At 62.0% G+C, this 24,605-nt stretch carries 20 protein-coding genes; 8 read left to right on the top strand and 12 right to left on the bottom strand.

Annotation, left to right across the window (positions count from 1 at the left end; translation table 11 throughout):
* Positions 1–42 precede the first annotated feature (42 nt).
* Positions 43–972 (bottom strand): MBL fold metallo-hydrolase, encoded by a 930-nt coding sequence (locus DOCECA_RS08965; RefSeq protein WP_445571787.1) that lies wholly within the window; start codon positions 970–972, stop codon positions 43–45.
* A gap of 260 nt (positions 973–1,232) precedes the next feature.
* On the opposite strand from DOCECA_RS08965, the gene DOCECA_RS08960 reads away from it, so the two are divergent.
* Both DOCECA_RS08960 and DOCECA_RS08955 read left to right on the top strand, forming a co-directional pair.
* On the top strand, positions 1,233–1,706 hold the full coding sequence (locus DOCECA_RS08960) for a (2Fe-2S)-binding protein (RefSeq protein WP_420763984.1): 474 nt from the start codon (positions 1,233–1,235) through the stop codon (positions 1,704–1,706).
* A 14-nt stretch (positions 1,707–1,720) separates the two neighbouring features.
* On the top strand, positions 1,721–3,961 hold the full coding sequence (locus tag DOCECA_RS08955) for a molybdopterin cofactor-binding domain-containing protein (protein ID WP_445571786.1): 2,241 nt from the start codon (positions 1,721–1,723) through the stop codon (positions 3,959–3,961).
* Between the two features lie 71 nt (positions 3,962–4,032).
* Here DOCECA_RS08955 and DOCECA_RS08950 read toward each other — a convergent pair whose 3' ends face one another.
* Positions 4,033–4,296, bottom strand: coding sequence for a DUF2790 domain-containing protein (locus DOCECA_RS08950; protein ID WP_445571785.1), 264 nt, complete (start codon positions 4,294–4,296; stop codon positions 4,033–4,035).
* A 212-nt stretch (positions 4,297–4,508) separates the two neighbouring features.
* On the opposite strand from DOCECA_RS08950, the gene DOCECA_RS08945 reads away from it, so the two are divergent.
* Positions 4,509–5,657, top strand: a complete 1,149-nt coding sequence (locus tag DOCECA_RS08945; protein ID WP_434611394.1) for a MalY/PatB family protein — start codon at positions 4,509–4,511, stop codon at positions 5,655–5,657.
* 147 nt (positions 5,658–5,804) lie between these two features.
* Here DOCECA_RS08945 and DOCECA_RS08940 read toward each other — a convergent pair whose 3' ends face one another.
* Positions 5,805–6,209, bottom strand: coding sequence for a VOC family protein (locus DOCECA_RS08940; RefSeq protein ID WP_434564019.1), 405 nt, complete (start codon positions 6,207–6,209; stop codon positions 5,805–5,807).
* A gap of 185 nt (positions 6,210–6,394) precedes the next feature.
* Between DOCECA_RS08940 and DOCECA_RS08935 the strand changes: the two genes are divergently transcribed.
* Positions 6,395–7,252 (top strand): SDR family oxidoreductase, encoded by an 858-nt coding sequence (locus tag DOCECA_RS08935; protein WP_420763989.1) that lies wholly within the window; start codon positions 6,395–6,397, stop codon positions 7,250–7,252.
* A 62-nt stretch (positions 7,253–7,314) separates the two neighbouring features.
* On the opposite strand, the gene DOCECA_RS08930 is transcribed toward DOCECA_RS08935, so the two are convergent.
* The 3 genes from DOCECA_RS08930 to DOCECA_RS08920 are packed head-to-tail and all read right to left on the bottom strand — an operon-like array spanning position 7,315 to position 8,794.
* Positions 7,315–7,758 (bottom strand): DUF421 domain-containing protein, encoded by a 444-nt coding sequence (locus DOCECA_RS08930; protein ID WP_420763990.1) that lies wholly within the window; start codon positions 7,756–7,758, stop codon positions 7,315–7,317.
* A 7-nt stretch (positions 7,759–7,765) separates the two neighbouring features.
* On the bottom strand, positions 7,766–8,284 hold the full coding sequence (locus DOCECA_RS08925) for a hypothetical protein (protein ID WP_420763991.1): 519 nt from the start codon (positions 8,282–8,284) through the stop codon (positions 7,766–7,768).
* 9 nt (positions 8,285–8,293) lie between these two features.
* Positions 8,294–8,794: a CinA family protein gene (locus tag DOCECA_RS08920; protein ID WP_420763992.1), complete on the bottom strand. Its 501-nt coding sequence runs from the start codon at positions 8,792–8,794 to the stop codon at positions 8,294–8,296.
* A 167-nt stretch (positions 8,795–8,961) separates the two neighbouring features.
* Here DOCECA_RS08920 and DOCECA_RS08915 point away from each other — a divergent pair, with 167 nt between their 5' ends.
* Complete coding sequence (locus DOCECA_RS08915) at positions 8,962–9,573, top strand: Yip1 family protein (protein WP_420763993.1); 612 nt, start codon at positions 8,962–8,964, stop codon at positions 9,571–9,573.
* A gap of 152 nt (positions 9,574–9,725) precedes the next feature.
* Positions 9,726–13,871 carry a CheR family methyltransferase gene (locus DOCECA_RS08910; protein WP_445571784.1) on the top strand — a complete coding sequence of 1,382 codons (4,146 nt, stop codon included), beginning with the start codon at positions 9,726–9,728 and terminating at the stop codon, positions 13,869–13,871.
* 109 nt (positions 13,872–13,980) lie between these two features.
* Here DOCECA_RS08910 and ligD read toward each other — a convergent pair whose 3' ends face one another.
* The 4 genes from ligD to DOCECA_RS08890 are packed head-to-tail and all read right to left on the bottom strand — an operon-like array spanning position 13,981 to position 20,151.
* A complete protein-coding gene (ligD, locus tag DOCECA_RS08905; RefSeq protein ID WP_445571783.1) occupies positions 13,981–16,623 on the bottom strand; it encodes a DNA ligase D in 2,643 nt (880 codons plus the stop codon).
* A complete protein-coding gene (locus DOCECA_RS08900; RefSeq protein ID WP_420763996.1) occupies positions 16,620–17,783 on the bottom strand; it encodes a carboxylate-amine ligase in 1,164 nt (387 codons plus the stop codon). The genes ligD and DOCECA_RS08900 overlap by 4 nt, the downstream gene beginning before the upstream one ends.
* Entirely contained in the window at positions 17,755–18,756 is a 1,002-nt protein-coding gene (locus tag DOCECA_RS08895; RefSeq protein WP_445571782.1) for a methyltransferase, read from the bottom strand. The genes DOCECA_RS08900 and DOCECA_RS08895 overlap by 29 nt, the downstream gene beginning before the upstream one ends.
* Positions 18,757–18,765: 9 nt before the next feature.
* Entirely contained in the window at positions 18,766–20,151 is a 1,386-nt protein-coding gene (locus DOCECA_RS08890; RefSeq protein ID WP_434611385.1) for an iron-containing redox enzyme family protein, read from the bottom strand.
* A 197-nt stretch (positions 20,152–20,348) separates the two neighbouring features.
* Here DOCECA_RS08890 and DOCECA_RS08885 point away from each other — a divergent pair, with 197 nt between their 5' ends.
* The gene (locus tag DOCECA_RS08885; RefSeq protein WP_434674865.1) at positions 20,349–21,692 is read left to right on the top strand and encodes a cation:proton antiporter; all 1,344 of its coding nucleotides are present in this window, start codon (positions 20,349–20,351) and stop codon (positions 21,690–21,692) included.
* Here the strand turns inward: DOCECA_RS08885 and DOCECA_RS08880 are convergent.
* The gene (locus tag DOCECA_RS08880; RefSeq protein WP_420764000.1) at positions 21,689–22,225 is read right to left on the bottom strand and encodes a hypothetical protein; all 537 of its coding nucleotides are present in this window, start codon (positions 22,223–22,225) and stop codon (positions 21,689–21,691) included. The two genes, DOCECA_RS08885 and DOCECA_RS08880, sit on opposite strands and share 4 nt — an antisense overlap.
* A gap of 141 nt (positions 22,226–22,366) precedes the next feature.
* On the opposite strand from DOCECA_RS08880, the gene DOCECA_RS08875 reads away from it, so the two are divergent.
* On the top strand, positions 22,367–22,597 hold the full coding sequence (locus DOCECA_RS08875; RefSeq protein ID WP_434564014.1) for a hypothetical protein: 231 nt from the start codon (positions 22,367–22,369) through the stop codon (positions 22,595–22,597).
* 69 nt (positions 22,598–22,666) lie between these two features.
* Here DOCECA_RS08875 and DOCECA_RS08870 read toward each other — a convergent pair whose 3' ends face one another.
* Positions 22,667–24,601 carry a PAS domain S-box protein gene (locus tag DOCECA_RS08870; protein ID WP_445571781.1) on the bottom strand — a complete coding sequence of 645 codons (1,935 nt, stop codon included), beginning with the start codon at positions 24,599–24,601 and terminating at the stop codon, positions 22,667–22,669.
* Between the last annotated feature and the right edge of the window lie 4 nt (positions 24,602–24,605).

The following is a 24,605-nucleotide window of genomic DNA, read 5'->3' as shown; positions in this document are numbered from 1 at the left end:
CGTTACGCTGGGCCCGAACTGACATCCAAGCCCAGCCAGCACTCAATAATCCCAGGACCCCGCCACCCAACGAAACGCGTCGCCATCCACCGCCACACGGCCCACGGAAGGAAACGAAAGGTGGGTCGCCACGAACAGCTCCCCGCTTGCCGCGGCCTCTTGCATCAACCGTACGCGAACGCGCACCGCTTCTTCAGGGTCATGCTCGAAGCCGTTTTGCCAATCGGGATGGTCGAAAGCCACCGGAAACAAGGCGTCGCCGGCAAACGTGAGCTTTTCGCGGCCAGACGTCACATGCACCACACTGTGCCCCGGGGTATGCCCGCCGGTGCGTTTGACCACGACACCCGGCGCCACTTCATGCTCCTGCTCGAAGGTGTGCAGTTTGTCGTGGTATGCCTCCATGAACTGCCGCGCGGTCGTGTGCAGCACGTCCGGTATCGGCGCGGGCATGACGGTGCGGGAGAAGTCAGGCTCCGCCCAGAAATCGACCTCGGTTTGGCAAACATGGATCCGCACGTCCGGGCTCAGGCGGTTCCGTACCTCGTCGACGAGCAGGCCGCCTATGTGATCCATATGCATATGGGTGATGACCACGTCGGTAATGGAGGAAAGCTCGATGCCGGCCGCCTCCAGCCGCTTTGGAAACAGCCCTGCACGTGGGAAGCCGGGGAACTGCCCGCCCAGCCCCGCGTCGACCAGCAGGGTTTGCTCGCCGCTGCGCACCACCAGCACGTTCAACGCCCAATCGAACGCGTCCGGGCCAAGGAACATGTCCTTGAACCAGGCAGCACGTGCGGCGGGGTCGGCATTGGTGGACATGGTCGAGGTCGGCAGCGGCAGCACGCCGTCGCTCACCACCAGTACATCGATGTCGCCGACCTTGAGTGCGTAGCGCGACGGAACCAGTTCCTCGGTCGCGGATACTCCCTGGATGGTTTTTTGCGGCGTGTCTTGCAGATGCATCGTCATGATCGCTCTCCTGTGCTGGATGAGGCGAATCCGTATCCATTGGCAGAACAACGGATCACCTGGAGGACGAGTGTGCATCGCGGTATGGCGCGCCCGATATCATACGCGGGTATGCCGTGCCCACATCTTGGCGTGGTCGTTTCAAACGAATGGCTGGGTGATTTGCAAGATTGGGCAATCATCGGACCGGATCGTGCAAGCTATCGCGCCCAATGCTTTCTATAGTAATCGGTGCCCAACCATCTGGAGCTGGTCCGACTATGAGCGCCCTCAATATCAATGGCCGTGAGCACACGGTTGACGTAGACCCTGGCACCCCTATTCTCTGGGCCCTGCGCGACACGCTGGGCATGACCGGCACCAAGTTCGGCTGCGGTGCGGCCTTGTGCGGCGCCTGCACCGTTCATCTGGATGGCCAAGCCATTCGCTCCTGCGTGACGCCGATAGCCGCGGCGGTCGGCAGGAAGATCACGACCATCGAGGCGGCCACCGACGGCAGCGACCCGGTAGGCACCGCGGTGCACGAAGCCTGGGTCAAGCATGACGTGGCGCAGTGCGGCTACTGCCAGAGCGGGCAGATCATGAGCGCGACCGCGTTTCTCAAGGCCCAGCCCAAGGGCAAGCAGCCGACACCGGCCGAGATCGACTCGGCCATGGCCGGCAATATCTGCCGCTGCGGCACCTACGCACGAATCCGCGCCGCGGTGGCCGACGCCGCCAAAGCCCTCGCCTGACAGGGAGTTGCGCCATGCTGAACGAGATTTTTCCAACCGAACTTCCGCGAGCCTTGCAGCACCTGCTCGAACGCGATGACGCGGACGGTCCCGCGACCCTGCCCCGCCGCAGCTTCCTCAAGATCGTCGGCATCGGCGGCCTGGCCTTGGGGGCTTTTCCTCACCTGGCCCTGGCCGAACAGGCCAACGGCGCGGGCGAAGGCCCACTCAAGCCGACCCAGCAACCCTCTGCCTTCGTCCAGATCGCGCCTAACGGTGAGGTGACGGTGACCATCAATCGCCTTGAGTTCGGCCAGGGCGTGCAGACCGGCCTGCCGATGATCCTCGCCGAAGAGCTCGACGCCGACTGGAGCCTGGTGCGCACGCGCAACGGCAGCAACGACGCGGCGTACATGGATCCGGCCTTTGGCATTCACCTTACCGGCGGCTCCAATTCGATCAAGAACAGCTACACCCAATACCGCGAACTGGGCGCCCGGGCCCGTTCGATGCTGCTGGCCGCCGCAGCGGCGCGCTGGAATGTCGACGCCTCCAGCCTGACCACGCAAAACGGCGCGGTGCTTGGCCCTGGCGGTCGCAAGGCCACCTACGGTGAGTTGGCCGAAGCCGCCATGGCGATGCCCGTGCCGGAGAAGGTCACGCTCAAGGACCCCAAGGACTTCCGCCTCATCGGCCAGGCCACCACCCGCCTCGACGCCAAGGCCAAGAGCAGCGGCCAACAGAATTTCGGCATCGACGTGCATCTGCCGGGGCAACTGACCGCCGTGGTCGCCCATCCACCGGTATTCGGCGCCCGCATCGCCTCCCTGGACGACAGCGCCGCACGCGCGACCAAAGGTGTAAAAGCCGTGCTGCGCGTGCCGTTGGACGGCGGTGCCGAAGGCGTCGCGGTGATCGTCGACGGCTACTGGCAGGCCAAGCTGGCGCGTGATGCGCTGAAGGTCGAATGGGACGTTGCCAAGGTCGAAAAAGTCGACACGGAAAAACAACTGGCCCAGTACCGCGAACTGGCCGGCCAATCCGGACCGCTCCACTTCGATGCCGACATGAAGCCCCTGGCGTCGGCGCCCCATCAACTGGAAGCCGAGTTCGTATTTCCTTATCTGGCCCATGCGCCCATGGAGCCGCTGAACTGCACCGTCCAGCTGTCCGAGGGCCGTGCGCAGTTGTGGGTGGGTACGCAGTTTCCCGGCGGCGACGGCGCGGCAGCGGCCAAGGTGCTCAATCTCAAGCCTGAGCAGGTCCAGGTGAATGTGCAGACGGCGGGCGGTGGCTTCGGCCGGCGCGGCGTGCCCACCAATGATTTCGTCGTACAGGCTTGCGAAGTGGCCAAGGCGGCCCGCGCCGCCGGGCTCGATGCCCCCATCCGCACCCTTTGGAGCCGTGAAGACGACATCAAGGGCGGCTACTACCGCCCCATGCACCTTCACCGCGCGCGGATCGGCTTCGACGACAGCGGCAAGGTGTTGGCCTGGGACCACGCGCTGGTGGGGCAATCCATCTTGACCGGCACCTTGTTCGCCGGGCAGATGAAAAACGGCATCGACCCCACCGCCACCGAAGGCCTGCGCGATCCGTATCCGCTGCCGATGCGATTGACGGTGCATCATCCCAAGCTCAACGTGCCCGTACTGTGGTGGCGCAGCGTCGGCTCGACCCACACCGCCTTCGTAATGGAGACGCTGCTCGACGACATCGCCCGCACGACCAAGCAGGACCCGGTGGCGTACCGCATGAAGCTGTTTGGCGACCAGAACCCGCGTCATCGCGACGCGCTACAGTTGGCGGTCGACCGCAGCGGATACGGCAAGCGCCAGTTACCCGCCGGTCAAGCCTGGGGCGTGGCGGTGCACGAGTCGTTCAGCTCGGTGGTGGCCTACGTGGTCGAAGCCTCGGTGCAGGATGGCCGTCCCGTGCTCCATAACGTCACGGCGGGCGTGCACTGCAATCTGGCGGTCAACCCACGCAGCATCGAAGCCCAGGTCCAAGGCGCTGCGCTGATGGGCCTGTCGATGTGCCTGCCTGGTGGCGCCGTGACGTTGAAGGACGGTGTCGTGCAACAAAGCAACTTTGCCGACTTCAGCGTGCCGCGTATCACCGACATGCCGCAAATTGCCGTCCACATCGTCCCGAGCGCTGAGCCACCGACCGGCATGGGCGAACCCGGCCTGCCCGCCTTGGCCCCGGCGTTTGCCAATGCCATTGCCAGCCTGACGGGCAAACCCCTGCGGCAGTTGCCGTTCAGCCTGGCTTGATTGGGAGCAAACGCCAAACCTTGGCGAGGGGTTTTATCCCCTCGCCACAGCCACATGGGACACCCGTTTCTTCAATTGCCCTGACCGCAATCCTGCTCGATCGCGCTGTAGTCCAGCGCCTGGATCGCCCCGGTGGAATCCAGGTAGGTCATTCGCGACTCGACGACGCCGCAGCCTGAGCCCATCCCTTGCTTGACCGAAAGCACCTTGGCGATGTCCAGGTGATCACCGTACATGTAGGTATGCGGCTTGACGGCGTCCTGGGCGTTGGCTGCCACAGCGCCGAGGCTGAGGACGGCGAACAGTGAAGCAATGCTGAGATTCTTGACGTTCATGGCGATGTCTCCGACGTTTGAGTGAGTAGCTGAGACGGCTTGTGCTGTCTCGATGGGCTCATTTGACGCCGGCGAGGTATCTGGGATGTGTCATCGACAGGCCCAAAGGAATCAGTGCGTATCGGCAAAGGGTCTGGATACACAGCGATACAATCATGCCGTTCACGCTTTATCATGGCGCCATCCCCATTCCCTGACCTGATGGAACGACCATGACTTTCGATTTCGACCTGGTGTTCGAGCGCCACGGCACCGGTAGTACCAAGTGGAGCCGCTACCCGGCGGATGTATTGCCAATGTGGGTGGCCGATATGGATTTCGCCGCGCCACCGGTCGTCGTCGATGCGCTGCGCAAACGCCTGGAGCACCCGATGCTCGGCTACAGCGTTGCCCAGGACAATCTGCGCGCGGCCATCGTCGCCGATCTCTGGAGCAAATACGCCTGGCGCGTCGAGCCCCAGCAAATCCTATTCCTGCCTGGGGTCGAGCCGGGTTTCAACATGGCACTGCATGCGCTGGTGGAACCGCAGCAGAACGTCGTGGTGCAGGTGCCCAACTATCCACCGCTACGCAACGCGCCTGGGAACTGGAACCTGAACAAGGTGGAATTGGCATTCGACACGGTCGATGGCGAGTTCCGCACACCGCAGGCCGAACTACGGGATGCCCTTCAAGGCGGCGGTGCACTGTTGCTGAGCAACCCTCATAACCCACTGGGCAAGGTATTCGGTCGCGACGAACTCAAGGCGGTGGCGGATATTTGTGTCGAGCAGGACGCCTGGATCATCTCCGACGAAATCCATGCCGAGCTATGCTTCGATGGCCGCGTGCACATCCCCACCGCCAGCCTGGGCGCGGACATTGCCGAACGCACCATCACCCTGATGTCCGCCAGCAAGGCCTATAACATCGCGGGGCTGAAAACCTCCTTCGCCATCATCCAGAACGCCAAGCTGCGCGAGCGGGTCAACGGCGCCAGGGCCGGCATGGTCGACAGTGTGAACGCCCTTGGCCTGGAGGCCACCCGCGCCGCGTACAGCGAAGCGGGACCGTGGCTGGAGGCCTTGAAGCAGTATTTGCAGGCCAATCGTGATTACCTGGTCGAGGCGGTGAAGACCCGCTTGCCGGGCATCACCATGACCGTGCCGCAGGGAACGTACCTGGCGTGGCTGGATTGCTCCGGATTGGGGTTGGACGACCCACAGGGCTTTTTCCTGAAGCAAGCCAAGGTCGGCCTGAGCGCCGGGCTGGATTTCGGCGACGACGCGGGGCAGTTCGTGCGGCTGAACTTCGGCTGCCCACGGGCGTTGCTGGAGGAAGGGATTGCGCGGATGGAGCGTAGCCTGAAATCCCGAACCTGACCGGATCCCCTGGGGCGAGGGAGCTTGCTCCCGCTGGGCTGCGAAGCGGCCCCAAAATCTTGCGGTCGCTGCGCCCGAAGCGTCGGGCCGACCGAGCGGGAGCAAGCTCCCTCGCCACAGAAGCCTCCACCACCGCCCATGCCGAAGTCAGTCATGCATATCCGGCGTATGCACAAAACACAGCTTGTTCCCCTCCGGATCCCGGCAATAGGCGCCGAAGTAATCCTTCGAATATTGGGGCCTCGGGCCCGGCTCGCCTTCGTCGAAACCTCCCATGTCCATCGCCATCTTCCAGGCCTCGCGCACGGCTTGCTGTGATTCAGCGGCAAAGCTGACCTGCATCCCATTGCCCCAGGTCGCCGGCAGCCCGTTGATGGGCACCTGGACGAACACCTGCGGCCAATGCCTGCCGGGCTGATGCCAGCCCTCGCCGGGTGGGCCAGAGTCGTCCTCGCTGTCCATGCGCACCAGGCCAAGGCAGCCCAGGACCGCATCATAAAACGCGACCATCTTCGGTAGGTCGCGCGCGCCGATCTGTATATGACTGAACATGCCCTTCTCCTTCTGAGACCTTATTCGATTGGAAAAGGCGGCTTCGCCCACGTTCACCTTAATCGGTGATCGGTCGATGAAACGCTCGTGGTCACGCTTATCGACCGGCAGGAAAATCCGACCGAACTCCGGCCAAAACCCCAGGGTCCACCCTCCATCGCAACCACTGGAGATGGAGAACGAAAATGGCCGATTACCCAACCCCACCCTTCCCTAAGCAAAACCAACCCGTACCTGGCAGCCAGCAGAAAATGGACCCTTATCCAGACTGCGGCGAACAGAGTTACAAAGGTTCAGGACGCCTGGCGAACAAGATCGCCCTGATCACCGGCGCCGACAGCGGCATCGGGCGCGCCGTGGCGATTGCCTTCGCCCGTGAAGGCGCGGACGTGGCCATTTCCTACCTGAACGAACACGAAGATGCCAAGGAAACCGCGCGCTGGGTTGAACAGGCCGGTCGCCAGTGCCTGTTGCTGCCGGGCGATCTTGCCGACAAGGCCCAGTGTCGCAAGGTTGTCGATGAAACCGTGGCGCGCTTCGGGCGTATCGATGTCCTGGTCAACAACGCCGCGTTCCAGATGACCCATGAAACCCTCGAAGAAATTCCCGATGAAGAATGGGTGCGCACGTTCGATATCAACATCACGGCGATGTTCAGGATCTGCCAGGCCGCGGTGCCGCACATGAAGGCCGGAGGCTCGATCATCAACACCACATCGGTCAACTCCGACATGCCCAAGCCGACGCTGCTGGCCTATGCTACGACCAAGGGCGCCATTGCCAACTTTACCGGCGGTCTGGCCCAGATGCTCGGGCCCAAGGGTATTCGTGTGAACAGTGTTGCGCCGGGGCCGATCTGGACGCCGCTGATCGTCGCCACCATGCCCGAGGAAGAAGTGCAGAATTTCGGTTCCCAGACGCCGCTGGGCCGCCCCGGCCAACCGGTGGAAGTGGCGCCGATCTTCGTGCTGCTGGCGTCGGATGAGTCCAGCTACATCTCCGGCTCGCGGTATGCGGTGACAGGGGGCAAGCCGATCCTGTAAGCGCAGGCACATATTCCGTGGCGAGGGAGCTTGCTCCCTCGCCACGGAAAGCGCCCTTCGGATCACTCCTTGGCAATCACCGAAATCTTCCCGTTGCGCTCGATGATCGCGAATTTGATCTGGTCCAGGGTCTCGATGCCCTGGCTCGAGCGTGCCGCTTCCATGATGTCCGCTTCAACCAGCCGCGCGTGGCGCATGCGGCCCTGGAGGATGCGCCCGTCCTCGACGATGATGGTCGGGCCGCCATCAATGAGCCGGGACACCCAGTCGGAGCGCAGCTTGAGCAACGAAAATCCGACATCAATGGCGATCAGCGTGACGATGACCATGAACGAGTTGGTCATCGAAAAGTCATCCCCCAGCAGCGCTTGCTGGGTCGCCTCGCCAATGATCATCAAGAGCACGAAATCGAACGTGGTGATTTCCGCCAACGAACGACGCCCGGCGATCTTGAACAACACCATCAGCACCGCATACATCGCGGCGGCTCGCAGTACCGAATCCATATGTCACCTAAGGAAAGATGAATTGACTGAACGTGACCACGGCGCCGTTGGGCGTTGCGATGCGGCTCTGGTACGTGCCGAGGCCTTCGCTGAGCAATGACAGGTGCAGGTTCGCCTGCCCCTGACCATCCGCCTGGAGCCAGAGCTTCATGCCCGGACCCGCGGCGGCCGAGCGCATGGGCGTAGGTTGCACGCTTTGCACGTCGAATCCCTCCAGCCAGTCGCCCCCGAGCTCGATTTCCAGCACTGCATTGGGTGCTCCCTTCAAGCGCACGATCACGGGATTGGTCGAGCCGTTGCGATGGAACCTCTCGTATTCGACCCCGATGCTGCCGTCAGCACTGTGAATCTCGCTATTGCTCAGTGGCCCATGGGAAAACAGCCCGAGCAACGTCAACAAGACCAGCAGCACCAACGCATACCAACCCACCCGTTCGAAACGCCAGACCTTGTGCTGGAACGCCATGTCCTCGCATACCGGGTACTGGCGACTGCGATGATCGTCCTGTTCGCATTGGTCGGTCATGGGGTCCTCCTATCGACGTTCACCCGCCATGGCGCGCCGGTGATAGCTGGGCAATTGCTGCAAGGCGTATTCACTGGATAACCGTTGCACCTGGCGCCGATCGCCGAAAAAACGCTCTCGGCGGCTGAACAGCGCGCGCTGCCCGTTCAATTCGAACGCCCAGGCAAAACACACCGTGCCGGCGGGAATACCGTCCTTGTCGTCGGGCCCGAGCAGGCCGGTGGTGGCCACCGCCACGTTGGCGTTGGCGTCGCGCAATGCGCCAAAAGCCATTTCCTCGGCGACTTCGCGGCTGGTCAGGTTGAAGGTATCGATGGTCCGCGGCTTGACACCCAGCAGCCGCTGCTTGGCTTCGGGGGAATACACCACGTAACCGCTTTCGATCAGCGAACCGCTGCCCGGCACTTCGGCCAACAGCGTGACGATAAGCCCTGCGGTGCAGGACTCGGCAGTGGTCAGGCGCAACTCATGTTCACGCATGTACTCGATCAGGGAATGGGCAACAGTCATGGCATACAGTCCTTCATGGATGCTGATGGGTTGACCCCCGCCGCCTCGAATCATTCCCTTTATCGCGCCGTCGCGCCAAGCGGTCAAATAAATGAAACCCCTGGTCATTCCTGTACCTCATAACGGTATGAGCCTCATGCAGAGGCTGTCTTGATCAGGAGGTCGTTATGTCCGTGCTTTTCGTCAAACTGTTCACCCATCCGGAATTCGCCTGGGGGGACATTCGCGAGCAGGAACAGGCCCATCCCCACCATTACCTGGCGCATCTTCTGTTGCTCGCACTGATTCCGGCGGTATGCCTGTTCGTCGGTACCACTTGGACCGGTTGGAGTCTGGCCGAAAACGAAACCGTGCGACTCAGCCACGCCAGTGCGCTGCAGCTGTGCGTCTTGCTGTATGTGACCATCGTTGTCGGCGTGACGTTGATGGGGCTGTTCATCCGCTGGATGTCGCGCACCTTCGAGGCCCGGCCAACCGTGAACCAATGCATCGGTTTCGCTGCCTACACCGCGACCCCCTACTTCCTGGCCGGAATATTCGGCGTGTACCCCAGCCGGTGGCTGGCAGTGGCGGTCCTGCTGGCGGCTTCGGTGTACTCGACTTTCCTGCTGTTCGTCGGCCTGCCTAAGTTCATGGGTTTGAAGAAGGAACAGGGCCTACTGTATTCGGCCAGTGTCTGGGGCGTCGGCCTGCTGGTGCTGGTCACGATTCTGGTGGAGATGATCCTGCTGTGGTTCAACTATTTGCAGCCGGAGTATTTGCGGGTTCCGGTAGGCTGAACGGGTTTTGAGGTACACAATGACGGTGGCGGCGGTGTTGCGAAGCGTCAATTTCGCAATGTTCGTGTAACACGACTATCCTGCGGCTTTGCATCCTGAAATCGAGTCGGCAGCGCTGGACCGCCCCGCCGCCCTTTAAGGCCTAACCTAATATGTCATCTCCAAGCAAACGCTCTCCCAACGTTCCACAACGAAAGGAGCTGAGCCCCAGTCACCTGGATTTCGCCGTCGTGGGCATCGGCGCCTCGGCGGGTGGGTTGCAAGCCATCAAGCAGTTTTTCGAGCACATGCCCAAGGACAACGGCATGGCGTTCGTGATCGTACTTCACTTGGCGCCGGATCATCAGAGCATCGCCGACAAGATCATCCAGGAATCCACCAAGATGCCTGTATTGCAGGTGACCGAGGCGGTGCCGATCGAGAAGAACCATGTCTATGTGATTTCCCCGGCCCATCATTTATCGATGAACGACGGGTATCTGAAGGTTACCCCGGCCGAATCGCGCCAGGGTGGGCACGTGGCGATCGACCTGTTTTTCCGTGACCTGGCCGATGTGCACAAGGACCGCGCGTTTTGCCTGGTGCTGTCGGGCACCGGTTCCGACGGTGCCGTGGGTCTGTCGAGAATCAAGGAACAAGGCGGGGTGACCCTCGCTCAGTCGCCCCAGGACGCCGAATTCGATGGCATGCCACAGGCGGCCATCGACACCCAGATGGTCGATCTGGTGCTGCCGGTGGCGGAAATGCCGCAAAAACTCCTGGAGCTGTGGCAAAACTCCCAGGCCATCCGCCTGCCGACCGCCAACGACCCTGAGATACATACCCAGCCGCCGACATCCGAGCGAGAAGCCGTTGCCGCCGAGCAATCGCTGCACGACATCCTGGTGCAGCTGCGGGCAGGCACCGGCCATGACTTCAAGCATTACAAACGGGCCACCGTGCTGCGGCGTATCGAACGACGCATGCAAGTCACCGCCCAACCGGACCTCAACGCCTACTACAGCTATCTGCAGAGTCATCCGGAGGAAACCAAGGCCCTGCTCGGTGACCTGCTGATCGGTGTGACCAACTTCTTCCGGGACCGTGAGGCTTTCGAAGCCCTGGAGCGCGACGTACTGCCCAACCTGCTCAAGCCGGTGGAACCGGGCAGCGTCCCGCCGGAGGAAATCAGGGTCTGGTCGGCCGGCTGCTCGACCGGCGAGGAAGCCTACACCCTGGCCATGTTGATCAGCGATCAACTGCAACACGATGCCAGCAACGCCAAGCTGCAGATATTCGCCACCGACATCGATGAGCGGGCAATTACGGTGGGCCGCGGCGGGGCCTACCCCGAAGCGATCATCACCGACGTACCGCCCACCCGCCTGCGCCAGTACTTCGTCAAGGAAAACTCGACTTTCCGTGTGCGCAAGGAAGTCCGCGAACGGGTGCTGTTCGCCAAGCACAGCCTACTCTCGGACCCGCCGTTCTCGCAGATCGACCTGATCGTGTGCCGCAACCTGCTGATCTACCTCGACCGCGAGGTGCAGCGTGAAATCCTGCAAATGTTCCACTTTGCCCTGCGGCCGGGCGGCTATCTGTTTCTCGGCTCTTCGGAATCGGCCGACGCCTGCAGCGAGTTGTTCAGCCCGGTGGACAAGCGCAACCGGATCTTCCGCGCCAAGTACGGCACCGCCAGCAGCCGCCGCACACCGACCATGCCCCGTGGCGGTTATGTGCGCAGTACCTCGGCGTTGGTCCCGCCCCAGGTCGCGGTGCCACGCAAAGTCTCGTTCGCCGATATCCACCTGCGCGCCATCGAGCGTGCCGCGCCGCCCAGCATGATTGTCGACAACAATGGCGACATCCTGCACATGATCGAAAGTGCCGGCCGCTACCTGCGCCATGTCGGCGGCGAAATGTCGCGCAACCTGCTGACGCTGATCAATCCGCAACTGCGCCTGGAAATCCGCACGGCGTTGTTTCAGGTCAACCAGAACGGCCAACCGGTCAAGTCACGCCAAGTCAACATGGAACGCGACGGACGGCGTTTCCTGGTGGACCTGCTGGTCCAGCCCTATCGCGACGAACAATCCGATGGCGACTTTGTGCTCGTCGTCTTCGAAGAGGAGGAAGTCGACCCCGGCCAGCAGGTTGCCGCCATTACCAGCCAGACCGAAAACCAAGTGCTTGCCAACCTGGAACGCGAACTCCAGCGCACCAAGTCGCACCTGCAGGACACCATCGAGCAGGCAGAAGTCTCCAGCGAAGAGCTCAAGGCTTCCAATGAAGAAATGCAGGCCATCAACGAGGAATTGCGATCGGCCACCGAGGAGCTGGAGACCAGCAAGGAAGAGCTGCAATCGATCAATGAGGAACTGCTGACGGTCAACTACGAACTCAAGACCAAGGTGGAGGAAACCGACAAGATCAACGACTACCTCACCAACCTGATCGCCTCCACCGATATTGCCACGGTATTCGTCGACCGCAGCATGCGCATCAAGTGGTTCACGCCTCGGGCCACGGAGATTTTCAGCATGCTGCCGGTGGACACCGGCCGTTCGTTGCTGGACATCACCCATCGGCTGGACTACCCGGACATGGCGGCGGACGCCACCCAGGTATTCGAATCCCTGAACATGATCGAGCGCGAAGTCAGCAGCAGCGACGCTCGCTGGTACATTGCCCGGCTGCTGCCATACCGCTCCAGCGAAGATCATATCGACGGCACGGTGCTGACCTTCATCGATATCACCAAGCGTCGCGCGGCCGAAGAAGAGCTGCGCTTGGGCGAGGAACGCATGCGCCTTGTGGCTGAAAGCACCCGCGACTACGCGATTATCCTGTTGGACGAGCACGGCGTGATCACCAGCTGGAACACCGGGGCGGAGCTGATCTTCGGGCATACCAAGAGCGAAGCCGAAGGCAGTTACTACGACTTCGTGTTCACGCCCGAGGACCGCGCCACTGGCGTACCCGAAACAGAATTGAGCACCGCTCGAACCAAAGGCCGTTGCGAAGACGAGCGCTGGCACCAGCGCAAGGATGGCAGCCGCTTCTTCTGCAGCGGCGAAGTCACACTGCTCAGCGGCGAATATCTGCAGGGTTACGTGAAGATTGCCCGTGACCTCACCGGCCACAAGCGCCTGCACGAGGAACAGACCCAGCGGCTCATGGAAACCCAGAACTCCAGCCATTTGAAGGATGAGTTCTTCGCCGTCATGTCCCACGAGCTCAAGCACCCGCTGAACCTGATCCAGCTAAACGCCGAATTGCTTCGCCGCCTGCCGGTGACCAAGGCCGCCACCACCGCGGCCCGGGCCGTCAATACCATTTGCGATGCGGTCAACAGCCAGGCACGCATTATTGACGATCTGCTGGACGTGGCCCGTGTCCGCACCGGCAAGCTCAAGCTCAAGCGCCAAGCCGTCGATCTGGCGCGGGTGCTGCAAGACATCTACACCGTGGTGATCAACGACAATCATCCCAACAAGGTCACTCTGGACCTGCCCGAGGGTTCCAATGGAGAACTGATCGTCAATGCCGACCCGACCCGGCTGGAACAGATCATCTGGAACCTGGTGAACAACGCGCTGAAATTCACCCCTAGCGGCGGCCGCGTGCAACTGGTCGCCAGCCACGACGACCATATGGCGCGCCTGGACGTAAAGGATTCCGGCGTGGGTATCGCGGCGGAGCACCTGAGCGAAGTGTTCGACCTGTTCGGCCAGGCCGAGACCCAACACGCGACACACCAGCGCGAAGGCCTGGGGATCGGCCTGTCACTGGTCCGGCAATTGACCGAAGCCCACGGCGGCAGCGTCGAGGTCAAGTCCGAGGGGCTGGGGAAAGGTTGCACCTTCACGATTCGCCTGCCCCTGAGCAATGCCGCGATCGTGCCCAAACCGCAGGCTTGCGAGGAACAGTCGGGACGCCTGAGCGGCCTGACGGTGTTGCTGGTGGACGACTCCCCGGACGTGCTCGATACCCTCAAGTTGCTGCTGGAAATGGAAGACGCCAACGTGGTCGCCTTCGACCAGCCGCTGCAAGCCTTGCAGGCCGCCAAGGACGCCCGTTTCGACGTGGTGATCTCCGATCTGGGCATGCCGGAGATGAATGGCCATGAATTGATGCAGGCGCTGCGCGAGCTGCCTCACATCAAATACATCCCGGCCATCGCCCTGACGGGCTACGGTGCGTCCATCGACCTGCATAAATCACAACAATCGGGCTTCGACCAGCACATCGGCAAGCCGGTGTCCTATGACGAGTTGATTGAAACGATCGAGCAGTTGCGGCGTTCGCGGGTTTACTAGCTGGGGCTGGCTAGAACAGCCTCTGTAGCGGGGGTGCTTGCTCCCTCACCACAGAGGCGGGTTATTTTTAGCTACTCATTGCCTCGCCAAAAAAGCGAGGCCGATCAAGCTACTTCGCAGTCTTCTTCATCCCAATCCGCCGCCGCATGTCGGCGGTGATGCTCTGGCGGGTCTTGGGCAAGTCAGCCCAAGGCTCATGCCCCACCTCCGCCAGCCGCTCGTGGACGTTGTTCACGTTCCAAAGGTTGGCGCCCTTGAGCTCGGCCACTTCTTCCCGGTAGATGGGCACCGACACCGGCAGCCCTTCCCTGGTACGCACTGCGTAGGCACAAATGGTGGTTGCGCCCAAACCGTTGCGCAGGTAATCGATGAAGATCCGCCCTACCCGGTTCTTGGGACCCGACACTGCCGAGAAGCGATCGGGCAACAGCTTGGCCATGTGGCTGACGATGGCATGGCTGAAGCCCTTCACCTCGTCCCAGCCCAACTTGCGAGTAATCGGCACGACAATGTGGATGCCCTTGCCGCCGCTGGTCTTTAGAAACGCCTTCAGGCCCAGCTCATCCAGCACTGACAAAGTCAATTGCGTGGCTTCCACCATGCTTTTCCACGGCAGCGCCGGGTCCGGGTCAAGGTCGAGGACGAAGCGGTCAGGCTTGTCCAGATCGGCAGAAGTCCCGTTCCAGGTGTGCAGCTCCACGGTACTCATCTGTACCGCGCCGATCAGCGCTTCGGCGTTGTTGATGATCATCACTGGTTGCCCGGTCAGGTCCTTGTCCAGGCTGGTGATGCCGGGAATTGCCAGGCGCTCGGGGTTCTTCTGGAAGAACAACTCGCCGGCGATGCCATCCGGCGCCCGTACCAGCGCCACCGGGCGATCGGCCAGCTCCGGCAGGATAAAATCAGCAACGCTGGCGTAATACTCGGCGAGTTGCATCTTCGTGGTGCCGCTGCTCGCGTCGATAATCCGATCCGGATGGGTAATGCGGACCTTGCCTTCCAAGGTTGGCGACTGCGTGGTCTTGGCCGTGGCCGTGGCCGTGGCCGTGGCCTTGGATTTGGATTTGGCTTTCGGCTCGGCCGGCGCCGGTTCAGCATTGTCCTTGGCCGCCGCTTTTTTCACGGTTTTGGGCAATTCCTGGGTAATCGCCTTTGCCGGTTTGTCATTGCGCAGGCCATGGAACACGGCATGGCGTACCGAGCCTTCCTTGGTCATTTCGGCAAACGCCACTTCCGCCAGCAACTCCGGTTTTAGCCAGTGCACACCCTTGGCGTCATACCCTGTGGGCGGATTGACCACGGCGGCCTTTTTGGTTTCCAGGGGCAACAGCTGCTGATGGATGCTTTTGAGCGTGGTTTCGTTGAAACCGGTGCCAACCTTGCCGGCATAGCGCAGCTCGCCGCTGTCGACGTCATGCAGGCCCAGTAACAAGGCGCCAAACGCGCTGCGGGCGCCCTTCGGCTCGCTGAAGCCGACCACGACGAATTCCTGGCGGTTCTTGCACTTGAGCTTGATCCAGTCGCTGCTGCGCCGGGACACATAGGCGCTGCCCTGGCGCTTGCCGATCAGCCCTTCCATGCGCATCTGGCAGGCACTGTTGAGCAATGCTTGCGGGGTTTCTTCGAAGGAGTCGGAGTAACGCAGCAAGGGATCTTCGTTGGGTTCCAGCACCGCAGCCAACGCCGCCCGGCGCTCCTCCACCGGCACTTTGCGCAAGTCCATGCCGTTGAGGTACGGCAGGTCGAACAGGTAATAAGCGATCTTGCCACTGCTGCCAGCGTCGAAGGCGTTTTGCAGGGCCTGGAAGTCCGGCACGCCTTGCTCGTCGGCGACGACCATTTCACCGTCCAGCCAGGCTGATTCCAACCCCAGCCCCGCCAGAGCCTCGGCCTGTTTCGGCAGTTTGTGGGTCCAGTCATGGCCGTTGCGGGTAATCAAGCGCACGTCGCCATTATCGATGCGCGCCATGACGCGGTAGCCGTCGAACTTGATTTCGTAGAGCCATTCGCCATCGGGTGCGCTTTCCACCAGGGTCGCCAGTTCCGGCTTGAGGGTCTCGGGGATGGGCCCGGCCACGGCGCCGCTGAGGGTGGTCTTGCCGCTCTTTTTGGATGGCTTCGCCTTGGCGGGTTTTTCCGGCTGCTTTACAGCCTTGGCGGCGGCCGCCTTGCCCCGCCGCTTGGGCACGATGGTGCGGTCACTGAGCACGCTGTCGGGCTCGGCCTGCACCACGTCGTACTCGCTTTCCGGCCGGGCGGCGTCATCTTGATGCTTGATCAGAAACCATTGTTCCTGCTTGCCCGGCATATGGGTGCGCACCAGGTTCCACAGCCCCGCGAGCTTTTCCCCCCGCAGCTCGAACTTGAGCCGGCCTTTTTCGTAGGCTTCGTGCACGTCACCCTGTGGAATCCACACGCCCCGGTCCCAGACGATGACGTCGCCCGCGCCGTAGTGCCCCTCCGGGATACTGCCCTCGAACGTCGCGTAATCGATGGGATGGTCTTCAACGTGAACCGCCAGGCGCTTGACCTTCGGGTCCAGGGACGGCCCCTTGGGCACCGCCCAGCTCTTGAGCGCGCCATCCAGCTCCAGGCGAAAGTCGTAATGCAGACGAGTTGCATCGTGCTTCTGTATGCAGTACTGCAACGCGTGGGTGGTTTTTGCCGATTTGCGAGAGCGCTTCGCCGACGGCTCCGAGGTGGCGCCGAAATCGCGCATGCGGTTGTAGTCGTCAAGGGTTTTGCTGGTCATTGGCCACCTGCAACTTGCGCGAGGGTGGGATCGGCCACCGGCAAACCGGCGGTTTCCGACAACAGCTGATCGACCACCCGGCCCAGGGCCTCTTCGGTCGTATCGCCCAGCAGCAGGCCTTGCTCGTAGAGGACCACTTGTCGATCAGCGCTGGTGCCCTCCTGGATGATCCGGCGCGCTTGCTTGAACACGTCCTGCACGCCCAGCGCCGTCGCGGTGTCGCCGAAGGTCTGCTCGGCCAGGTTCAGCCACTCGCCAATCAGCATCGGTTGCTCCTGGCCTTCGACAATAAATTCCGCGAGGATGCCGTGGCGCTTGGCCCGATAGCGGTTTTCCTTGAGGATCCAGTGGGACATCAAGCTGTAGTGGGCGCCTGGCTTGGGCTGGGCGACGGCGTGGGCAATCATCAGCCGAAACAGCGAGACGAGGCACAGCACATCTTCGGTCCGTGGGCAGGCATCGCAGATACGCAGCTCCAGGGTCGGATAGTGCGAGGAAGGCCTGATCACCCACCAGCAATCGCTGGGCTGGCGGATGGAGCTGGTGCGGGTGAGCATGTCCACGTAGCCATTGAAGGCTGATTCGTCCTCGAAGAATTCCGGCACGCCCATGCGCGGCCATTCATCGCAGGCCACTTGCCTATAACTGCTGAAGCCACTGTAGGCGCCGTTCCAGAACGGCGATGACGCGCTGAGCGCCAACAGCATCGGCAGCCAGGGCAGCACCTCATTCATCACCTTGACCCGGTCATGATCGCCCGGCACTTCCACATGTATGTGCAGGCCCGACAGGACGCTGCGGCGCGCCACGCGCTGGTAGTCGTCGAACAACTGCTGGAAGTGCAGCTCGTCGGTGGGTTGCAAGCCAACGGTCGCCATTGGATGGGATCCGGCGCTGAGCAATCCCAGGCCATGGGGCGCCAAGCGCTGGGTCAGGCCGTTACGCACCTGGGCCAAGTAATCGGCCGCTTCGGCCAGGCTGCGGAAGATGGGCGAAGCCATTTCCACCTGGCTCTGGAACATTTCATGGGCGAAGTGCTTGCCCAGCTCTTCCCGGCACGCCGTCACCGCCGCCGCCGACGGTTGATCGGGCATGCGGCGGGTTTGCAGATCGGTGATGAAATATTCCTCTTCAATGCCGAACTTCAGACGCCTGTTCATCGATATTCCCTCCGATACCCGCACCCGTGCGGGTGACAACCAACGCCACCACGGCGATCCGTTCCACGTCCTGATAACCGGGTGTCAGCAGTTCCTCGCCAAACACATCCGGGTCCAATTCCCTGTAGGTCCAGGCGAACTGCGGTGAATCGCGCCAAGGGCCCAGAGCCTCCAGAAACGGATCACGACCGTCGACCATCGCCACGCCGGTGTAGAGCACCAGCGAACCGCCGGGTGTCAGCCGTGACAATGCCTGTTCGACGATACGCAGCGACAATCCCGCGCCCAGCGTTCCGCCGCCATGGCGATAAGCACGCTCGGCGGGGTCGGCCATATACGGGGGGTTGGCGACGATCAGGTCGAAGTCGCCCTCGACGTCCTTGAGCACGTCGCTGCGGGCGATCTCGACATTTGCCACCTCGGCCAGCGCCGCGTTGACGGCGCACAGCCGCAAGGCCATCGGGTTGATGTCGATGGCCAGTACCTGGGCTTCGCGTCGGGCGCGGGCAATCACCATCGCCCCGACACCGGCACCGCAGCCAATGTCCACCGCGCGATGCACGGCCGTGAAGTTCTGTTGCAGATGGGTATGGATCAGGTGGGCGAAACGGTAGCTGTCGGGGCCAAAGAACACCGCGTCGTTGGCCTGGGTCGGAAATTGCGAATGGGCGAACAGCATGCCGTCCAGGCTTGACCAGCGCACGCGGCTGCGCAGCAGGCCGTCGTGTTCTTCCAACACTTCTGCTTCTTGCAATTGACGCTGCTCGTCGGCGGAAATAAGCCCCGGCGCGAAGGGCCTGGACCAGCCGAAAACATCCCGCAAGGTCTTGGAGCGCTCGTTGCCTGGCCGCTGGTTGACGCGCTCGTGAGTAAGCGGCGTTGGGGTGATGAAACGGTAGCCGTCAGCGTGCAGGCGGCGACCTAGCTGCAGCAGGGCCAGGTCGGGTTCGGACAGGCGGTCTTCCTGATTCATGCAGGGCTCCTAGCGAAGGGCGGATTTGAGTTCGATGAACCGGCGGGTCGCCAACAACCCGGCCGGGTGGCTGTGGCAGCGGGCCGAGAGCCAGGGCATCAGAATTTGCATCTGCTCATCGGGGGCCTTGCCCCGTAGCGTTTGCTGCAGGTTCTGCACATCCGGGTCTTGGGCCGGTGCCGGCGATTCATGGGCCGCGCCATGATTGCGGCGGGCGCCGGGACGACCGCGCTGGTCCAGCCAGTCGCCGGCAATCCAGTCGTGCAGCAGCTGTTTTTCGTAAGGGCTGAAAACCCCGAACATGGCCGCGCCCGGGCCTTCGATCAGGGTCCAGAAACGGCTGTTCTGGGGATCTTCATGGCGACGGATCCAGCCTTTGCCTTGCATGGCCTTGAGGAAACCCTCCAACTGCCCCGGTTCCGCCAGCCATTGGTTGACGGTCTTGCCTTCGAACTTGCAGTAATCGGAATGCATGTGCTGGCCGAACGGGCGCTTGCGCTCAAGCATGTCCAGGACTTCGCGCTCAAGGTCGAACGACTCGATGACCGCCCGGCTGCCCTGCCCCAGGTCGTTGAGGCGATAGCCCAGTGTGACCCGGCGCCAGAACGACTCGCGGTCAGCTTCCATCGGCATCAGTTGTTGCAACGCTTGCACGGCTTTGTGGGCGTGCCCGGTGCTGGCGTTGTCGATGGTCACGTGAAGCGTGAAGTAATACGGGTCGATGTCCAGCTCGCTCAGCTCATAGGCGCTGATCAGCAAATGCAGGGGCAGTTGCTCATAACCCAGGTTGTAACCGATGACCTCGGGCAGGTATTCGTCGCCGGCATAGCCCAGGGCCAATTGAACAGCACCTTGCAGGTAGCGTTCGTCATCGATGTCGGGCATGTCCTGTAAGCCGTGTTCGGCCAACAGCTTGCGGTAGAGCACGACATGGTTCTGGGCCGGAACGCCATCCCCAAGCTCTTCCAGATAGGTGCACAGCAGCCCTTCGAAGCGATGGTCATGCCAGTGTTTGAGCACACCGTACAGCCATGCGCCGTCCACGAGCTTAGTCGGCGCCACGGCCTGGATAAAATACAGGGCATGGGCCTTGGTCTGGAAAAACTCCCGACCGCCGCCGCTTTTGCGCCGTTCCAGGTAGTCGGCATATTGCCGGGCCACGCCGGCGCTGTGCTGTTCTACCCAGGCAAGCAACGCGCCAGGGTCGTCAGGCATTTCTTGAGGCAATGCGCTCGCTTGTTCGAGACACGGTTGCAGGAAGGCCTGGGCAACCGCTTGTTTGTCAGCATCGTCGGCGCCTTGCAACAGCCGCTCGTAACACTGGCGAACGTTACCAGCACTTGTGAATGGCTGCGCGGTGGCAGGCCTGGATTGGAGGGGTGTCAGCGCAGTCATATAGGCCTCTTGGGTTCTTGGCTGGACGCTCGAATCGGCACGTCTCTTCCTTTGCAGAGCCTCGCGCAGGGCAAAAAATTCCCCTGGATCGAAAAGCGCCCGGATAAACGGAATCGCCCTGATATGCGGCGGAACCCTCGCTTCGCTATCGCCCTCGAACGTTGGACAGGCGCCTTTTCATCACCCAAGGAGCAATCATGATCTTTACCGTGTGGGTAGCCGTACTCGGCGCTGTCTTGCTGACCTTGGCCCTGACCTCCTCCTACCTGCGCTGGATGCCCGTCACCACCTCCGCCGTGTGCCTGGCGCTGGGCGTCGCCATCGGGCCGGCTGGGCTGGGGCTGCTAAGGCTCGATGTCAATGACTCGTCCGGGTGGATGGAGCACCTGACCGAAGTCGCCGTCGTGTTTTCGCTGTTCGTCAGCGGCCTCAAGCTGCGCCTGCCCCTCAAGAACCGCAGCTGGCGCGTGGCTTACGGGCTCGCCGGGCCGGTGATGATCTTGACGATCGTCGGGCTTTGCCTGGCGCTGCATTACCTGTTTGGCCTCGGTTGGGGCATGTCGATGCTGATCGGCGCGATACTGGCGCCGACCGACCCGGTGCTCGCGGCCCTGGTGCAGGTCAACGATGCCCGCGACGACGACCGGGTGCGGTTCGGGCTGTCCGGTGAAGCCGGGCTGAACGATGGCACGGCGTTTCCCTTCGTCATCCTTGGCTTGCTCATGCTGAGCGAGGAAGGCAGCGGATTCCTCGGCGAATGGGCGTTGCGGGACGTCCTGTGGGCGGTGCCGGCGGGTTTGCTGGTGGGCTACTGGCTGGGGCGCGGCATCGGCGGGCTGACGTTGTCGATGCGTATCAAGAATGCCGACAGCACCTTGTCACCCAATGACTATCTGGCCCTGGCCCTGATCGCCCTCGCCTACGTGGCGGCAGAAGCGATCCACGGCTACGGTTTCCTGTCGGTGTTCGCCGCTGGCCTGGGGCTGCGCCAGGCCGAGGTCGAGTCCACTGACGAACACTCGCCACCGGCAGAACACCTGGTACAGCCGGTGGTGGGCCACGAAACGGTCGAGCCTCAGCAGGCGGTGGTCGGCGACACCCAGGCCTTGGACGACGGCCAAGTGGCGGCTGGCGTGATGATGAGCGACATGCTGGCGTTCGGCAGCCTGGTGGAGCGCTCCATGGAGGTTTTCCTGGTGACACTGCTGGGCGTCGTCCTTGCCACTCATTGGGATTGGCGGGCCCTCGCCGTCGGCGCCCTGTTATTCGCGGTCATTCGCCCGTTGAGTGTGTGGGTGATGCCCTGGGGGCGGTTGCTGGACCATCCGCAACGGCTGTTGATCGGCTGGTTCGGTATCCGCGGGATCGGCAGCCTGTTTTATTTGTTCTACGCCTTGAATCACGACGTGCAATCGGAAGTGGCGCAGCAGTGCATCAACCTCACGCTGTCGGTGGTGGCGCTGAGCATCCTTGTCCACGGTGTCACCACCCAACCCGCCCTGGCGTGGTATGAGCGCCGCAAAGACGGTCGCGCGGGCTAGCCGCCCGGATCGGTCACTTGGATAAACACCGAGTAAATGCCCAACAGCACCCAGAACGCTGCGAATATCCACGGCGTGCGTACCGAAAACAGCAGCGATTTACGGTAGCCCTTATGGGTCGACTCTCGCTCGCTGAACAGCGGCGATTCGTCGTAGGCCAGCCCCATCAGCGGCTCGCTGCGCAGCAATTCGCTTTGTTTGAAATGCCAGTGGTCGATGATGTCGTAGGCGGCCCGAATGCCCGGCCATGCATTGAGGGAACTCAAGACGCCGAGCAACGCCAAAAATGGCGGCACGATCAGTGTGAAGAGCTTGCCCCACTCCGGGTTCAGATTGGCCATGCAGGATGCAAACGCGATCACCAGGAATGACTGGGCGGTCAGGTAGGCGTCGGTGCGATTGGCCAGAATGCTGGTTTCGTACTGGATTTCCCGACGATAAAAGTCCAGCCGCTCCTTGGGCGAGCCGAACATTTTGGCGTTGTGTTCGGTCAGTTCTTCTTCAGGGGTCAGGCGGGTGAGGATTCTGGGCATTGCTCAGGTTTTCCCTCGGTTTGATTGGGGTACATCTAGAAGGATGAGGACCGGGCAAGTTCAAGCCGATGGACCAAAGGTCAACGAAACGCTGCTGCACCGCCGGGGTCTTTAAAGGATTGAAGGCAAGAGGAAAAAAGCGTGGATTATCTTGGATGGGTGCAATGGCCAGCAATGGCGATCACGGTATTGGCGGCATGGTTGATCGGATCGCGCCAGCCCCGTCGGCGAGTGGCGGGCTTTAGTTGTTTTATTCTCAGCAATATCCTGTGGGTCATTTGGGGCTTGCACACGGATGCCTACGCGCTGATCGTCTTGCAGTTCTGCCTGTGCGCGATGAACCTGCGGGGCTTCAAGAAAAATACCCAATGACACACCATCTGATCGTGGCGAGGGGTTTGATCCCCTCGCCACAGCGGTCGCACATCACGACTTGGCGGTTTAACCCATCGTCTGCCCGATGATCTGCACCAGGTCGATCTGCTTGAATGGCTTGGTCAAACGCGGCAATTGCGTTGCAAACCCTTCCAGGCGCTCGGCGTAACCAGTGGCGAGGATAACCGGCAGGGTCGGTTGGCGCTCGCGCAGCAATCTGGCCAGCTGCGCGCCATCCATCTGGGGCATGGCCATGTCAGTGATCACCAGGTCGATACCTTCATTGCGCTCGAACAGCTCCAGCGCTTGGGCGCCAGACAACGCGCAGAGGACCCGATGCCCCAAGTCTTCGATCAGCAAACGGGTGCTGGTCAGCACCAGGCTGTCATCGTCCACCACCAGCACCGTCAGTTTCTGGACGTGTTGCGTTGGTATCTCGGTGGCGGGTGGCTTGTCCCTGACCGAATCGTCGGCCACTGGCAACCACAGCTCGGCACTGGTGCCGACGCCTTTCTCGCTCTTGAGAATCAGCCGGCCGCCCAGCTGCTCGGCCAGGCCATGCACCATGGACAGACCCAGGCCAGTGCCTTTGCCGACGCCCTTGGTGGTGAAAAAAGGATCCACCGCCGAAGCCAGCGTCTCCTCGTCCATGCCCTCGCCTTCATCGCTGATGGTCAGGCAGATGTAGCGTCCGGTCGCCAGCGGCTTGCTTGCCGTCGGAGCATCGCTCCCCTGTCGCTCCTGTGCCTGGATCAAGATCCGGCCGCCCTGGGGCATCGCGTCCCGGGCATTCGTCGCCAGGTTGAGGATCGCCAGTTCCAGTTGGTTGACGTCGGCCAGCACCGGCGACAACGCCTCGTCAAACTGGGTCTGGATGTGTATCGAAGGGCCCATGGAGCTTTGCAGCAAACCGCTGATGCCGTCCACCAGCGCCGACAATTCGACCGGTTCGGCGCTGAGTTTCTGCCGCCGGGCAAACGCGAGCATGCGCTGGGTCAGCGATACGCCGCGCAGCGCGCCCTGGGTGGCGTTGTCCAGCAGTTGGGTCAGCTTCGGCTCGCTGGGCATACGCTTGCGCACGATCTCCAGGTTGCCAAGGATCACCGTCAGCAGATTGTTGAAATCATGGGCGATGCCGCCGGTGAGCTGGCCGATGGCTTGCAATTTCTGGGATTGGAACAACGCCTCGCGAGCCTGTTCAAGGGCCTGCTGCGCTTGGGTGGCATCGGTGATGTCCCGGGTGATCTTGGCAAACCCCAGCAACGTACCGGTATCGCTGCGAATCGCATCGATAACCACGTGGGCCATGAATCGCGTGCCATCCCTGCGCACGCGCCAGCCCTTCTTTTCGAAACGCCCCTCCGTGGCGGCGATGCTCAGAGCGCGCTGCGGCTCCCCGGCTTCGCGGTCTTCAGGGGTGTAGAACATGGAAAAATGCTGGCCGATGGCTTGAGCCGGCAGATAGCCCTTGATGCGCTGGGCACCCTGGTTCCAGTTGGTGACTTGTCCATCCGGATCGAGCATGTAGATGGCATAGTCGGTGACGCTTTGCACCAGCAGGCGAAATTGCTGTTCGCTTTGCTTGAGGGTTTCCTCGGCCACCTTGCGATCGGTCAGGTCACGGGTGATCTTGGCGAAACCGAGCAGCTCGCCGCTCTGGGCGTCGATGATCGGGTCGATCACCACGTGAGACCAGAACAGCGTGCCATCCTTTCGCACTCGCCAGCCTTCGCCTTCGAAGCGTCCTTCGCGCACGGCGGTGTCCAGCGCCCGCTGCGGCAGGCCGGCGGCGCGGTCCTGGTCGGTGTAGAAACGGGAAAAATGCTGGCCCAGGATTTCCGATTCTTCATAACCTTTGAAGCGCCGGGCACCGGAGTTCCAACTGATGATAATGCCCGACGGATCGGTCATGTAGATGGCATAGTCCACCACCGCATCGATCAACAGTCTAAAGCGCTGATCTTCATCGATACGGGCGGTCTTTGGGTTCTTCTCAAGCATGTGG

The organism is Pseudomonas sp. E102 (assembly GCF_052660185.1).
Note: the sequence above shows the minus strand (reverse complement) of the source record. Positions and strands in the feature narration are given on the sequence as shown.

Bases quoted from the DNA above. Each gene is read 5' to 3' on its own strand.
- DOCECA_RS08925 (WP_420763991.1), bottom strand. From the start codon at position 8,284: ATGACCGACCAATGCGAACAGGACGATCATCGCAGTCGCCAGTACCCG.
- DOCECA_RS08885 (WP_434674865.1), top strand. From the start codon at position 20,349: ATGATCTTTACCGTGTGGGTAGCCGTACTCGGCGCTGTCTTGCTGACC.
- DOCECA_RS08895 (WP_445571782.1), bottom strand. From the start codon at position 18,756: ATGAATCAGGAAGACCGCCTGTCCGAACCCGACCTGGCCCTGCTGCAG.
- DOCECA_RS08915 (WP_420763993.1), top strand. From the start codon at position 8,962: ATGTCCGTGCTTTTCGTCAAACTGTTCACCCATCCGGAATTCGCCTGG.
- DOCECA_RS08955 (WP_445571786.1), top strand. From the start codon at position 1,721: ATGCTGAACGAGATTTTTCCAACCGAACTTCCGCGAGCCTTGCAGCAC.
- ligD (WP_445571783.1), bottom strand. From the start codon at position 16,623: ATGACCAGCAAAACCCTTGACGACTACAACCGCATGCGCGATTTCGGC.
- DOCECA_RS08960 (WP_420763984.1), top strand. From the start codon at position 1,233: ATGAGCGCCCTCAATATCAATGGCCGTGAGCACACGGTTGACGTAGAC.
- DOCECA_RS08880 (WP_420764000.1), bottom strand. From the start codon at position 22,225: ATGCCCAGAATCCTCACCCGCCTGACCCCTGAAGAAGAACTGACCGAA.
- DOCECA_RS08950 (WP_445571785.1), bottom strand. From the start codon at position 4,296: ATGAACGTCAAGAATCTCAGCATTGCTTCACTGTTCGCCGTCCTCAGC.
- DOCECA_RS08890 (WP_434611385.1), bottom strand. From the start codon at position 20,151: ATGACTGCGCTGACACCCCTCCAATCCAGGCCTGCCACCGCGCAGCCA.
- DOCECA_RS08940 (WP_434564019.1), bottom strand. From the start codon at position 6,209: ATGTTCAGTCATATACAGATCGGCGCGCGCGACCTACCGAAGATGGTC.
- DOCECA_RS08930 (WP_420763990.1), bottom strand. From the start codon at position 7,758: ATGGATTCGGTACTGCGAGCCGCCGCGATGTATGCGGTGCTGATGGTG.
- DOCECA_RS08910 (WP_445571784.1), top strand. From the start codon at position 9,726: ATGTCATCTCCAAGCAAACGCTCTCCCAACGTTCCACAACGAAAGGAG.
- DOCECA_RS08965 (WP_445571787.1), bottom strand. From the start codon at position 972: ATGACGATGCATCTGCAAGACACGCCGCAAAAAACCATCCAGGGAGTA.
- DOCECA_RS08870 (WP_445571781.1), bottom strand. From the start codon at position 24,601: ATGCTTGAGAAGAACCCAAAGACCGCCCGTATCGATGAAGATCAGCGC.
- DOCECA_RS08900 (WP_420763996.1), bottom strand. From the start codon at position 17,783: ATGAACAGGCGTCTGAAGTTCGGCATTGAAGAGGAATATTTCATCACC.
- DOCECA_RS08935 (WP_420763989.1), top strand. From the start codon at position 6,395: ATGGCCGATTACCCAACCCCACCCTTCCCTAAGCAAAACCAACCCGTA.
- DOCECA_RS08920 (WP_420763992.1), bottom strand. From the start codon at position 8,794: ATGACTGTTGCCCATTCCCTGATCGAGTACATGCGTGAACATGAGTTG.
- DOCECA_RS08945 (WP_434611394.1), top strand. From the start codon at position 4,509: ATGACTTTCGATTTCGACCTGGTGTTCGAGCGCCACGGCACCGGTAGT.